5 protein-coding genes are annotated in these 14,315 nt (G+C 50.1%); 4 read left to right on the top strand and 1 reads right to left on the bottom strand.

Features of this window, described 5'->3' with window-relative positions:
* Nucleotides 1-5: 5 nt before the first annotated feature.
* Nucleotides 6-1,385: an aldehyde dehydrogenase gene (locus tag KQI75_RS00115; RefSeq protein WP_216468661.1), complete on the bottom strand. Its 1,380-nt coding sequence runs from the start codon at nt 1,383-1,385 to the stop codon at nt 6-8.
* Nucleotides 1,386-1,535: 150 nt separating this feature from the next.
* On the opposite strand from KQI75_RS00115, the gene KQI75_RS00120 reads away from it, so the two are divergent.
* From KQI75_RS00120 to KQI75_RS00135, 4 genes are all read left to right on the top strand, one after another.
* Nucleotides 1,536-3,311, top strand: a complete 1,776-nt coding sequence (locus tag KQI75_RS00120) for an Rqc2 family fibronectin-binding protein (RefSeq protein ID WP_216468662.1) — start codon at nt 1,536-1,538, stop codon at nt 3,309-3,311.
* A gap of 76 nt (nt 3,312-3,387) precedes the next feature.
* Entirely contained in the window at nt 3,388-4,947 is a 1,560-nt protein-coding gene (gene guaA, locus KQI75_RS00125; protein WP_216468663.1) for a glutamine-hydrolyzing GMP synthase, read from the top strand.
* Between the two features lie 730 nt (nt 4,948-5,677).
* Nucleotides 5,678-7,420: an AMP-binding protein gene (locus tag KQI75_RS00130; protein WP_216468664.1), complete on the top strand. Its 1,743-nt coding sequence runs from the start codon at nt 5,678-5,680 to the stop codon at nt 7,418-7,420.
* A gap of 230 nt (nt 7,421-7,650) precedes the next feature.
* On the top strand, nt 7,651-14,235 hold the full coding sequence (locus tag KQI75_RS00135; protein ID WP_216468665.1) for an S-layer homology domain-containing protein: 6,585 nt from the start codon (nt 7,651-7,653) through the stop codon (nt 14,233-14,235).
* The last annotated feature ends 80 nt before the right edge of the window (nt 14,236-14,315 follow it).

The following is a 14,315-nucleotide window of genomic DNA, read 5'->3' on the forward strand; positions in this document are numbered from 1 at the left end:
CATTGTCAGTGTAAAAATAGACGCACGAGATGGGAATAGCTCTTGCGATAGGGCTGATAGCGCATCGGCAAATCCAGCCAGGTTTTCTTGTCTACGATGCTTTTTCTGTGTGAAAACGTTTCGAAGCCGGTCTTTCCGTGATAGGCACCCATGCCGCTGGCGCCGACACCGCCAAAGCCTATGTGCGGTGTTGCTAAATGGATGATGGTGTCATTGATGCAGCCGCCGCCAAACGAGCAGGTTTCTGTGATATGCCGGATGGTCTTTTTGTCCTCGGAAAACAGGTACAGCGCGAGCGGGTGCGGATGGCTGTTGATGACCGTGAGTGCCTCGTCCAGCGAACCATACGTCAAGATGGGAAGAATCGGCCCGAAAATTTCTTCCTGCATCACGGGATCGTCCCATGTGACATCGGTCAGAATGGTGGGGCTGATGCGGTGCTGCTCCGGCTGGAATTTGCCGCCATAGACCAGCTTATTTCGGTCAATGAGACGGGAAATTCGGTCAAAATGCTTTTGATTGATGATTTTTCCGTATTTGGGATTACACAGAGCATCCGCGCCGAATTGACGGCGGATTTCGCGCATGAGTGCTTTTACCAGCGCATCGCGCACGCGTGCATCGCAGTAAATATAATCCGGTGCGACGCAGGTTTGTCCGCAGTTTAAGAATTTGCCGAACACAATGCGGCGCGCGGCGCGTGCGATGTTGGCGGTGCGGTCCACAATGACCGGACTTTTGCCGCCGAGCTCCAATGTACAGGGCGTCAAATGTGCCGCCGCACGGCGGAGCACCTCTCTGCCGACCGCTTGACTGCCGGTAAAGAAAATGTGGTCAAAGACTTCGTCCAATAGATGCCGGTTTTGCTCTCTGCCGCCGGTCACGACAGCGACGTACTGCGGGGCAAAGCATGCGGACAAAATGGTCTGTATCACAGCACTGGTGCAGGGAGAATAGGCGCTCGGTTTGACGATTGCGGTATTTCCGGCGGCAATCGCGTCGATGAGCGGATCGAGAGTCAACAGAAACGGATAGTTCCAAGGGCTCATGATGAGCACCACACCGAGAGGGGACGCCTTGGTATAGCTGCGGGCGGCGAACTGTGCCAACGGCGTACGGACGCGATGCTCCTTGGCGTAGATGCCGGTATGGCGGAGCATAAATGTCAATTCATCCAAAACCATGCCGATTTCGCACAAATAGCTTTCCTCGGAGCTTTTGCCAAGATCTTGATATAGGGCGCGCGCAATGTCTGCTTCATGCCGGACAATGGCGGCCTTGAGTCTGCGCAGCGCATCCAGCCGGATGCCGACAGGCAGCGTTGCGCCGCTGGAAAAATAGCTGCGCTGTGCGGAGACAATTTTGTGAATCTGTTCCGGTTTCATAGGACTCCCTCCAACAGGTTTCTAGCTGCATTGATGATAGCACAAGATGTCCGCGGCGTCAAACGAATCTAGAACGGGATGCCTTGACATGATGTTGTGTGGTCAAGTATAATTTTATGTGAAAAAGATTACGAATAAAGGAGTAAGCGTATGCCTTTAGATGCTGTGTGCCTGCTGGCGACCGTGCGGGAAATCAATGCCCGCACGGCAGAAGGACGCATTGATAAAATTTACCAGCCGGAGCGCGATGAGATTGTTTTGTCGATCCGGCTGATGCGCGGAAGCGTCAAGCTGCTGCTGTCTGCCGGTGCAGGCTCTCCGCGCATGCACTTTATTGAAAAAGGACGGGAAAACCCATCCGCACCGCCGATGTTTTGTATGCTGCTGCGCAAGCACCTGCAGGGCGCCAAAATTGTGTCGGTTGTATCGCCGGATATGGAGCGTATGGCGATTATCACCTGTGATACCGTTGACGAGATGGGCGTTCCGAGCAAAAAGTATTTGGCTGTCGAACTGATGGGCAAATATTCCAATGTCATTTTGTACGACGCGGACGGGCGCATTCTCGATGCACTCAAACGTGTCGACGGTGATACCTCCGGCAAGCGGCAGGTTCTCCCGGGGCTGTTTTACCGCATGCCGCCACCGCAGGACAAATTGAATTTGCTGGAAATTTCACCGGCAGGTGTCGCGGCAGCCATTCGAGCCGCAGAGGAAGAAACCGGCGTGGATCGCTGGCTGCTGAATCATTTTAAGGGCTTGTCTCCGCTTGTCTGCAGAGAACTGGCATGCCGTGCCTGCGGAGAGACCGAAAAGCCGATGCACGCTTTGACGGATGGAGAGCGCGGCAGTCTGGCGGATGTGCTGGCGGATTTTGTACAGATGATTGAGAAAAATCGCCTCAAACCGTACCTGCTCACAAAGCGTGCAGACGGAACGGTCTTTGACTTTACGGTCATGCCGGTCAAGCAGTACGGAGATCTGATGCAAAACACGCAGGCAGACAGCTTTTCACAGATGCTTGCGGATTTTTATGAGAAAAAGAGCAATACCGAGCGCATTCGACACCATGCGGCGAATATGACGCACACCCTGCAGAATGCGCGCGACCGCATGCGCCGCAAGCTGGCTGCACAGCGCAAAGAACTATCTGATTCCCAAAATCGCGACAAATTCAAGCGGCGCGGCGATTTGATTACCGCCAATTTGTATCAGATTGAGCAGGGCGCGCGCAAAGTAAAAGTCATTGACTATTACGATCCGGCGTGTCCGGAGGTCGAACTGAATTTGGATGCGCGCCTGACGCCGCAGCAAAATGCACAGCGGCAGTTTAAGCTGTATACAAAGGCGAAAAATGCCGAGGAGCATTTGACGCAGCAGATTGCGCAGGGCGAACAGGAGCTGGAATATCTGGACAGCGTGCTGGAAGCGATTACCGAGGCGGAAAATTTGACGGATTTGGCGCAGATTCACGAAGAACTGGTCAAGACCGGCTATCTGTCCGCCAAGCAGGACAAGAAAAAACGCCGCAACGCAAAGCCTGTTCAGGGCAAGCCGTTTCACTACAGGACAAGCGACGGGTTTGACGTTTTTGCCGGCAAAAATAATATACAAAACGATTTGCTGACGCTGAAAACCGCATTTAAGCGGGATATGTGGTTCCACACGCAAAAGATTCACGGTTCGCATGTTATTTTGGTTTGTGACGGGCGGGAGCCGACGGATGAGGCGATGACCGAGGCGGCAGAGATTGCGGCATGGCATTCGCAGGCGCGGGGTTCTTCGCAGGTTCCGGTGGATTATTCGCAGGTGCGCAACATCAAAAAACCAAACGGTGCAAAGCCGGGCATGGTGATTTATCATACCCATCAAACAGCATACGTCACACCGGATGAGAAAAAAATCGAAAAACTGCGTGTGGAGTGAGAAAAACGCTTGTTGTTTTGGCACAAGTGTGTCATAATAAATAATATATTGAATTCACAAAAAAGGAGTCGTACAGATGCAAAAGCAAGAGCTTGTTGTAATTCTTGACTTTGGCGGACAGTACAATCAGTTGATTGCCCGCAGAGTAAGAGAATGTAATGTATACTGTGAGATTAAGCCGTATACGACCCCGTTGGAAGAGATTAAGGCGCTGCATCCGAAGGGCATTATCTTTACCGGCGGCCCGAACTCTGTCTTTGATATGAGTTCTCCGCACTATACCAAGGAGATTCTGGAGATCGGCGTGCCGATTCTCGGTATCTGCTATGGCTGTCAGCTCATCGCGTGGATGGGTGACGGCGAAGTAAAGACCGCACCGGTATCCGAGTACGGCAAGATTGAGCTGCAGGTAACCGATCCGGCATCTGCGCTGTTCCGCGATGTGCCGGAGACCTCCATTGTATGGATGAGTCATACCGACTACATTGCTACACCGCCGGAAGGCTATCAGATTGTTGGCAAGACCAACGATTGCCCGTGTGCTGCCATGCAGAACACCGAAAAGAAAATCTATGCGGTACAGTTCCATCCGGAAGTAACCCATTCCGAGTACGGCAAGCAGATTCTGCGCAACTTCCTGTATGAAGTGTGTGCATGCTCCGGCGACTGGGTGATGGATAACTTTATTGAGAACACGGTTGCTGCTCTGCGCGAAAAGATTGGCGATAAGAAGGTTATTCTTGGTCTGTCCGGCGGCGTAGACAGCTCGGTAGCAGCCGGCCTGCTGTCCCGTGCTGTTGGCAAGCAGCTGACCTGCGTGTTTGTCGATCAGGGTCTGATGCGCAAGGACGAGGGTGACTTTGTCGAGCAGACATTCACGACCATGTTTGACATGAACTTTGTGCGCGTCAATTGCGGCGAGCTGTTTATGTCCAAGCTCAAGGGCGTGACGGATCCGGAAGAAAAGCGTAAGATTATTGGCACGGAGTTTTACAAGGTATTCTGGAATGAGATTCGCGGTCAGGCAGAGGATGGATTCTTTGCACAGGGCACGATTTATCCGGATCGCATTGAGTCCGGCAAGGGCAAGAGCGACGGCAAGGCAAATACTGCTGTCATCAAGACCCACCACAACATGGCGAAAATGCCGGATGACATTCAGTTCCTCGGTGTCATTGAACCGCTGGGCGATTTGTTCAAGGATGAAGTGCGCGAAGTAGGCGAAAAGCTGGGTATCCCGCACGAGCTGGTATGGCGTCAGCCGTTCCCGGGTCCGGGTCTCGGCGTGCGCATTATTGGCGAAATCACCGCGGAAAAGGTCAAGATTCTGCAGGAAGCAGACTGGGTACTGCGTGATGAAATGTCCAAGAACGGCTATGAGTCTCAGCTGTCTCAGTTCTTCTGTGTTCTGCCGGGCGTCAACACGGTTGGCGTTATGGGCGACCACAGAACCTATGACAATCTGGTTGCCATTCGCGCCGTTACCACGGACGACTTTATGACTGCGGATTGGGCAAAGATTCCGTATGATATTCTCGCAAAGGTATCCAACCGTATCACCAACGAGGTAGAGCACATCAACCGCGTTGTGTATGATATTACCTCTAAGCCGCCAGGAACGGTAGAGTGGGAATAAGTTCCTCAAAATAAACATCAAGACTGCTTTCTATTCAGAAGGCAGTCTTTTTAAATTTATTGCAAAATGTGGAATAAAACCGCAAATAAAATAACGAAAGCGTTTCAAAAGCCAAAAACAGGCAGACGAAAGAAGACGGAATATATCCTAAAAAAATTCAAATAAGCGAATGTTTTTATAAATCACAGCAAATAGCTATGCGTTTGTAAAATAAACGCAAAATAAACATGAAAGAAAAGAGAAAGAAAAAGCCGAAAATTTAAATGAATATGGGTTAAAAAGTTATTTTAAATTCATTATTTCGGTATTTCGAACGAACATTCGATAAAACGGCATAGGGGGATGAAGCTAGAAGCATAAGGCACCGCTGTTTGAGACGGCAAACGATATTTTTTGTACATACAGTTTGAAAACTAACTATTTTTTACGATGAATACTTAGGGAAATTTGTATAAAATTGTAGTTTATTTTTAGATATGTTTCTGGAAGAAACTAAAAAGGGGCGGTGTGCTTATCTCTAAATGGTTGACATTTGCTGTTGCAGACCGTATAATAATGATAACCATCATACGCGTAATTGTGAAAAGCGGGGGGAAGTTTTGTGAAGATTACGGTATGATTAGCAGAATATATGTTTTCCTACGCTTGTAGAAACGAATGAAATCGGATGATTTTGTCAGGATGCTCCGCTGTACAAGACACAAGGGGAATGATAAGGAGATTTTTACGAATGAACGAAAGTAAACCAACGCAGACAGGTGTTCCGAGCGCAGACCGCCCGTGGATGCAGTACTATCCGCCGCAGCTGATTGAAAATCTGGAAATTCCAGAGCAGACCATTGGCGAATATCTGCGCGCACACTGCCCGGGAGACGATGTCGTTGCCATGCATTACTATGGAAATGACATCACATGGAAGCAGCTGTTTGAGCAGGTTGATGCGACTGCACGCGGTCTGAAGGCGCTGGGTCTCGGTGAAGGCGATGCGATTCCGACCTTCCTGCGCGCTGTGCCGGAATTTATCTATCTGTTGTTGGCAGCAGAAAAAATTGGCGCGTCGATTCTTTGCCGCGACAACACGCTGGAAGAAAACGTAGAAGCGGTTCGCCGCTCCGGCGCAAAGGTTATCTTTACGCAGGATTATCTCTCACAGAGAGAACTGAACTCATACCGTCACGGCTCGGAGACGCAGATTGCGGTGCTGGTATCTCCGTACCGCAGCGCACATTACGCATCTATGCCGGCGCATATTCAAAAGTACATTGACAGCAACTATCCGGATAAGCCGGCATACGGCGGCAGAACCATGTCTTGGGATTGGATTCTTGAGATGGGCGAGAAGTATACCGGTCAAGTGGAAGCGCCGAGAGACATAGATCGTCCGCTGTTCCGCGCGTATACCAGCGGTTCGACCGGCCCGTCCAAGCAGGTTATTCATTCTGCACACACCATGATTGGCAATCTGCATCAGATGAATTTTTATGGTGCATCGGACGAATTCCGCCCGACATGGCTGATGACGCAGCTGCCGCCTAGCTTGGTTGCTGTTGTTGTAGCGATGATGCTGCTGCCGCTGGCTTCCAACAAGCTGTTGATTCTGGATCCGTTCTGTGCTCCGGAAGATGTTGACCTGGAAATGATGCGGTATCGTCCGAATTGCTGGCCGCTGATTCCGATGTTTATCGAGACCATCATGCGCAATGGCCGTGTGCCGGATGACTACGACATGTCTCATCTGTTCTCGACCGGCGCAGGCTGCGAGGCATTTAACAACAACCAGATGAAGCGTGCACAGAAGTTCCTGTATGACCACAATTGCAAGGCACAGTTCACCAGTGGTTACGGATGCAGTGAGGCAGGCTCCAATCTGACACTGCCGATGTCCTCCTATCCGCTTGGCAACGGTAATGTTGGCATTCCGATGCCGCTTTCTGTGATGTCGGTTTTCCGACCGGGCACGCATGAAGAACTGGGATACAATGAAATGGGCGAGATCTGTGTGACCGGACCGGGCAACATGATCGGTTACGATACAGCAAGAGCAACGGCTCGCGCACTGCAGAAGCACGATGACGGCCGCATCTGGCTGCACACCGGTGATATTGGATATATGAACGAAGACGGCGTTGTGTACGCGCTGACACGCGGCAGTGCACCGCGCTTTGGCTTCCCAGGCAAGGAGCTGGCAACGCTTCCGATGGAGAATCGTCTGGCAGATGCAGAAATTGAAGGCATCAAGGACGAATTCTTTGTTATCATTCCGGATACCGAGCACAATCATCATTTCCTGCCGTATCTGTATGTCGTACTGGAAGATGGTTACACGATTGACGATATTAAGGATGATGTGGATGCCTGTCTGGATGATTACATGAAGCCGATGGACATTTTCCAGCTTCCGGAACGTCCGTTCTTCCACTTCAAGACAAACCGCATTGGTTTGACGCAGGAACTGATTCATTCCGATTTATAATTGGCTCTTAGACCGCACAAATCCGGTCAGAAGCATATGATGAACAGCAAAAGGGCAGTGTGCGGCGCAGCGCGCTGCATATTGCCCCATCACTGGGAATACTCTAAAAACAAGAAAAGGGGTGTTACATTGGCGCGTTTTCCAAAGGAAAACAAACCAACCAACGCAAGGGAAATGTATGATAAGGGAAGGGCACGTTCACAAATTTGGACAAAGATGGAGAAAAGATTATGAATCAAAAATTCAAACGAATTTTGAGTCTGTTCCTGTCTTTACTCATGGGCATGTCGGCATTGCCGGCATATGCAGCTCCGGAGCAGGCGGCAGACCAGTCCTCCACAACATCACAGACCGCTGAAACAAACACAGAGACAAACAAAACTGCTGCCAAGCAGAAAATCTCTGCAAGCGGTTCGATTACCGTAGGAGACGAGCAGGTTCCGTTCAGCATGGACGAGTCTGACATCAATGCAGCAATGGTTGCGGATAATTCCGAGGATACAACCGTTGATACATCTGATCCGGCTGTCAAGTCCGTAAAGAAGGAACTGAAAAACATTCGAGTAAAGTCTACCAAGGCAGACGGCACCGAAGAAAAGAAAAAGCTGACCGCAGAACAGCAGCAGCAGGTTCTGGTTATGTTCCAGAATTATCAGGACAACTGGAAGGCAAATGCAGACGTACTGGGTGCACAGCTTCCGTTCTACATGCAGTACAATGACAAGGGCGAAGACGGTCTCGGCGTTCTGGGCGAGATGCTGATTCTGGCGAATAAAACTGTAGATGATGTCAGAAACGGCAACTACAGCTTTGACGATCTGGTTGGCACTATCCGCACTTTCATGTACGGCGATCAGCTGGGTGTAGAGTACTATGGCGGCACTGTACGCGACAAGCGCGACGACGCCATCGAGGCTGTCAAGGCATCCGGCGCAAAGACCGAGTATCAGAAGCTGTTGGTTCTGAATGACTGGCTGGCATCGCAGGATACGTTTGATATGTCCTATATCATGAATATGGGCAAGGATACTCCTACCATGGCGGCGGAGACTCCGAAGGATCCGGATCATTATAAGGATGTACATGATACGCTGTATGCTGATTATGAATCGCAGATTCGCAGCAACTTCCATGATCAGATCTATGCGGGAGTTAAAGAAAATTTCCGTCAAGAGTACTACAAAGGAGCAATCAAGAAAGCAATTTATCTTCGGTCTTTAGGTAAGGCTGAAGAAGATGCAACAGCTGAAGAGAAGACTGCTGCAAATGAGCAGGCAGATGCCTATATGAAGGACAATGAGAAAGACATTTCCAAGGATCCAGAAGGCTTCATCAAGGAAAACTTTGGCGAAAATGCACAAGCCATGATTGATGGCGTAGAAGCATCGCTTGAAGACGCGGAAAAAAATGGCGTAGATGTTAAAGGCGATGGAAATAAAGTAACCTTTGAGCAGATGACCCAAAATTCCATGGCAACCGATAAGATTGCTGACTTGGATAAGGACGGCGTAAATGAAGCAACTGCGAATGAGGCGATTCCGGCCTATGCAGAGCAGGCTGCACAAGGATTGACTGACGGTGTTATCAACTACTGGGAAAGCAACCAGTTTGGTGCGCTGGCACTTGGCAAATCCGTTTGCTTGGGTTACTCCAAGACCTATGCATATCTGATTCAGTGCATGCATCCGGAAATCTACGGCAAGAACGGCGCTTCTACCGATATGTCCAAGGCGGACAACTGGAAGGAAGCCAAGGATCTGTACACCTTCAGCTCTGACGGCAAGAAGGTGAACACCGATGGCAACTACAGTGTAGACTTGGTTCGTATTACGTTCAAGGCTAATGTTACCATGTATGGTGAGACGCAGCCGGACTTCAACTCCGACCATTTCTGGAATGCAGTCAAGGTAGGTAAAGAGTGGTATTATGTTGACCCGTGCTACACCGACTGCTACAGTGAAGTTATGACGCGCGACCGCGTGGAGACCGATGGTTACATGAACCATATGTACTTCATGTTCAGCGATACGACCGCAAGAAATCTGTACGATGGCTACTTCCAGACATTGAATACGGCTTATAAGGATATAGCTACCGACAAGACCTATGAGGACGCTTGGTTTGCTCGTGCAAAGAGCGATGTCAGCTCGGATGGCACGAACATGTACTATGTATATGATTCTACCAACCTGATTAAGCGGCTCAATGATTCACAGCAGGATCAGACGACAACTTCTCAGGAAGATACGAAGTATAAGCTGGTCAGCCACCCGATTACCAATAAGGATTCCGGCGATGGCGATACCGATTATAAGACCCTGATTGATTTCACCTACAAGCCGGATTCCGACAAGGACGATACGGTTGTTCAGGTTTACAATCCGGAAACCAAGAATATGGAAACCAATGATATGCTGACCGAGCTGTATGCAAAGCATGCAGAACAGGCTGATATCTATCCGTCTATCGCAATCACTTGCGCACAGTATGAGGGTAAGCTGTACTTTAACCTGTCTAACTACATCCTGAGCTATGATTTGACCAGCGGTGAAGTTGCAACTGTCAAGAAGTACGATACCGTTTATGGCAAGCGCGACAAGACCAACGCATTCGGCGGCATGTCGTTCGCTCTGGTAAACAGCGCAGATGGCGCAGACTTTACGTTCCGCGATCATCCGATTGCAGGCATCAGCCTGAAGAGCGATGGCAAGCTGTATGTTTCCGTCGCAACCAATCTGGCTTACATCTCCGGTAAGGATGATGTAAGCAACCGTACCAAGCCGACCGATTCTAAGGATTATACCATTGACAGCAAGGACAATGGCTATGGTTACGAATTTGAGGAAAGCAACTACAATCCGGACTACAGCAACTACAGCAACGATAAGTACAGCGATTCGATGATGGAGCAGTTCGGATACACAAGAGAAATCAACGACAACGATGAGTTCATGTGGGTCGCAAACCTGAGAGGTACCGAGGCAATGTCCAGCATCGCTGGCGAGAGCGTTGAGTACAAGAAGGAAACTTGCGATCATCATTACATCCATTTTGACGAAACCTACTTCACCAAGAAGAAGGATTCTGACGGCAATAAGACCGATGAATGGAACACTGGCGAGAGCTATGTCTGCACGGTTTGCGGCAAGTCTGTAGAGGAGCCGACCGAACCGAAGAAGAACAGCATGGGCAGCAACAGTGACTACGAAAAGAAAAAGGCACAGTATGATAAGGACAAGGCAGAATACGACGAAGTTGTAAAGAATGCCGGCCATACCTATACTGCAAAGGATCCGAAGTGGACCAAGAACGATGACGGCACCTATTCCGTAACCTTCGATACGCTGGTTTGCTCCTCTGTTTGTGAGAAGGAAAAGAATCAGCGCGACTGCTTGGTCAATGATGATACCATCACGATTAAGCTGAACAATCCGGTTACAGCACAGGCAGAAATCACCAAGACCGAAGGCGCTTGCACCGATGAAGGCGGCGTAAAGGTAACGTATACCGCTACCGGCGAGGCTGAAGGTCACAAGTACACCGTAAGCAACGTTGTAGAGACCGGCAAGGGCGAGCACACCCTGAAGTCTGAGTTCAAGTGGACCAAGCTTGAGGACGGCGGCTATTCCGCTACCGTTTCTGCAAAGTGCGAAGTTTGCGGCGCAGAAGAGAAGGACGTACAGGCGGAAGTAACTTCTGAAAAGAAGGATGCAACCTGCACAGAAGATGCGCAGATTACTTATACTGCAAAGGCAACCTGTCTGGGTCAGGAACTGACCGAAACAAAGGCTGCTGAAGTACAGGAAGGTACTGCTCTGGGTCACGATTACAAGAAGTCCATCGTATGGAACGACGACAAAACAGCAGCAACTGGTGAGTTCACCTGCTCTCGCTGCGAGTTTAAGGAAGAAGTTCCGGCTGAGGTAAAAACCGAGACCAAACCGGCAACCTGCACCGAAAACGGCGAGACCACAGCTTATGCAAAGGCAGAGCTGAAGGACAAGGACGGCAAGGTTATTCAGACTGTTGAGAGCACCGTCGTTACTGAGACGATTCCGGCACTGGGTCACGATTACGAGTCTAAGTTCGACTGGGCAGAAGATGGTTCTTCTGCAAAGCTGACGCTGACCTGTAAGAGAGGCGACGACAAGCAGACTCCGGAAGTTAAGGTAGCGAAGGACGAGCAGAACAGTGTTGCAGCAACCTGTGACAAGGCTGGCAAGAACGTATTCGTTGCAACTGCAACTTATGACGGCAAGGACTACACCGACACATACACTGTAGAGCTTCCGGCAACCGGTCATACCTATAAGGGCGATGGCGTAATTGTTTGGGGCGAGAATGATAAGTCTGCTGTTGGACAGTTTACCTGTGATACTTGCAAGGCTGTGACAGAAGTGAAGGCTGACGTAACAGAAAAGACCGATAATGCAACCTGCACGACCGGCGGCAAGGTAACGTACACCGCAAAGGCAGAGCTGAAGGACAAGGACGGCAAGGTTCTTGCAACCGCAACCGATACCAAGGAAACCACTGTTGATGCACTGGGTCACGATTACGAGTCTAAGTTCGACTGGGCAGAAGACGGTTCTTCTGCAAAGCTGACGCTGACCTGTAAGAGAGGCGACGACAAGCAGACTCCGGAAGTTAAGGTAGCGAAGGACGAGAAGAACAGTGTTGCACCGACCTGCACCAAAGCTGGCAAGAACGTATTCACTGCAACCGCAACCTACGAGGGCAAGGACTACACCGACACCAAGGAAGTAGAAGTTCCGGCAACCGGTCATACCTATAAGGGCGATGGCGTAATTGTTTGGGGCGAGAATGATAAGTCTGCTGTTGGACAGTTTACCTGTGATACTTGCAAGGCTGTAACAGAAGTGAAGGCTGATATTAAGAACGAGAGCAAGGCAGCCACCTGCACAGAAGATGGCATCACAAAGACAATTGCTACAGCAGAGTTGAAGGACAAGGACGGCAAGGTTCTTGCAACCGCAACCGACTCGAAGGAAACTGTAATCAAGGCAACCGGTCATGATTATGACGCGAAGTTTACGTGGGCAGAGGACGGTTCTTCCGCAACCGTTGCGCTGACCTGTAAGAAGTGCAATGATAAGCAGAATCCGAAGGTAACAACAGCCAAGGATGAAAAGAGCAGTGTTGCACCGACTTGTACCGAAGCTGGCAAGAATGTATTCCATGCAACGGTTGAAGGATACGATTTCACCGACACCAAGGAAGTAGAGCTTCCGGCACTGGGTCACAAGTACAAGGGCGCAATCAAGTGGAGCGAGGATTACAAGTCTGCAAATGCAGAGTTCACCTGCGAAGCTTGTAAGGACGTACAGCATGTCAATGCTGACGTAGCTGCAAAGACCGATGATGCAACCTGCACCACCGGCGGCAAGGTAACGTACACCGCAAAGGCAGAGCTGAAGGACAAGGCTGGCAAGGTTCTTGCAACCGCAACCGAGTCCAAGACTGTGGATGTACAGGCACTGGGTCATGAGTACGAGTCTAAGTTCGACTGGGCAGAAGATGCTTCTTCCGCAAAGGCAACGCTGACCTGTAAGAGAGGCGACGACAAGCAGACTATTGACGCAGTTATTGCCAAGGACGAGAAGAGCAGTGTCGCACCGACCTGCACCGAAGCTGGCAAGAATGTATTCGTTGCAACTGCGACTTATGACGGCAAGGACTACACCGACACCAAGGAAGTAGCAGTTCCGGCACTGGGTCACAAGTACAAGGGTGCAATCAAGTGGAGCGAGGACTTCAAGTCTGCAACTGCAGAGTTTACCTGCGAAAATTGTAAGGATGTTCAGACTGTCAAGGCTAACGTAACCGCAAAGACCGATGATGCAACCTGCACGACCGGCGGCAAGGTAACGTACACCGCAAAGGCAGAGCTGAAGGACAAGAACGGCAAGGTTCTTGCAACCGCAGCCGATACCAAGGAAACCACTGTTGATGCACTGGGTCACGATTACGAGTCTAAGTTTGACTGGGCAGAAGATGCTTCTTCCGCAAAGGCAACGCTGACCTGTAAGAGATGCAATGACAAGCAGACTGTTGACGCAGTTGTTGCCAAGGACGAGAAGAGCAGTGTCGCACCGACCTGCACCGAAGCTGGCAAGAATGTATTCACTGCAACCGCAACCTACGAAGGCAAGAACTACACCGACACCAAGGAAGTAGCAGTTCCGGCACTGGGTCACCACTATGTTGATGGTGTTTGTGATCGTTGCGGTGCAATCAAGCTGCCGTTTACCGATGTAAACGAGGGCGATTGGTTCTACGACAAGGTAGCATATGTATATCACCATAAGCTGATGACGGGCACTTCTGAGACGACCTTTGAGCCGAACGCAACACTGACCCGTGCGATGATGGTTCAGATTCTGTACAACAAGGAAGGTCGACCGGCAGCAACCACGAACGGAAATCCGTACACGGACGTTCCGAAGGATCAGTGGTACTACAATGCTGTACAGTGGGCATATGAAAACAAGATCACGAGCGGTACCAGCGAAACGACCTTTGAGCCGAACAGCGAGGTTACCCGTGAGCAGTTTGCACGGTTCATGTACAACTATGCAGGCAATCCGGCAGTTAGCGGCAAGCTTGACTTTGTAGATGCTGATCAGGTTTCTGATTGGGCATATGACGCAATGGTTTGGGCAAACCAGAACAACATTATCCTTGGTAAGAAAAAGAGCGATGGCAGCGTTGTTCTTGATCCGAGAGGAAATGCAACCCGTGCTGAAGCAGCAACCATTCTGATGGGATACTGCAAGGCGCAGGAAAATCAGTAAAAGAGTCGGAACGATTCCGATAAACTGATTCAGAGAGTCATATCTCTGGCCCCGCAGTGGTTTTCACTGCGGGGCTTCTT

Origin of the sequence: Butyricicoccus intestinisimiae (assembly GCF_018918345.1) — a bacterium.
GTDB classification, from domain to species: Bacteria; Bacillota; Clostridia; order Oscillospirales; family Butyricicoccaceae; genus Butyricicoccus_A; species Butyricicoccus_A intestinisimiae.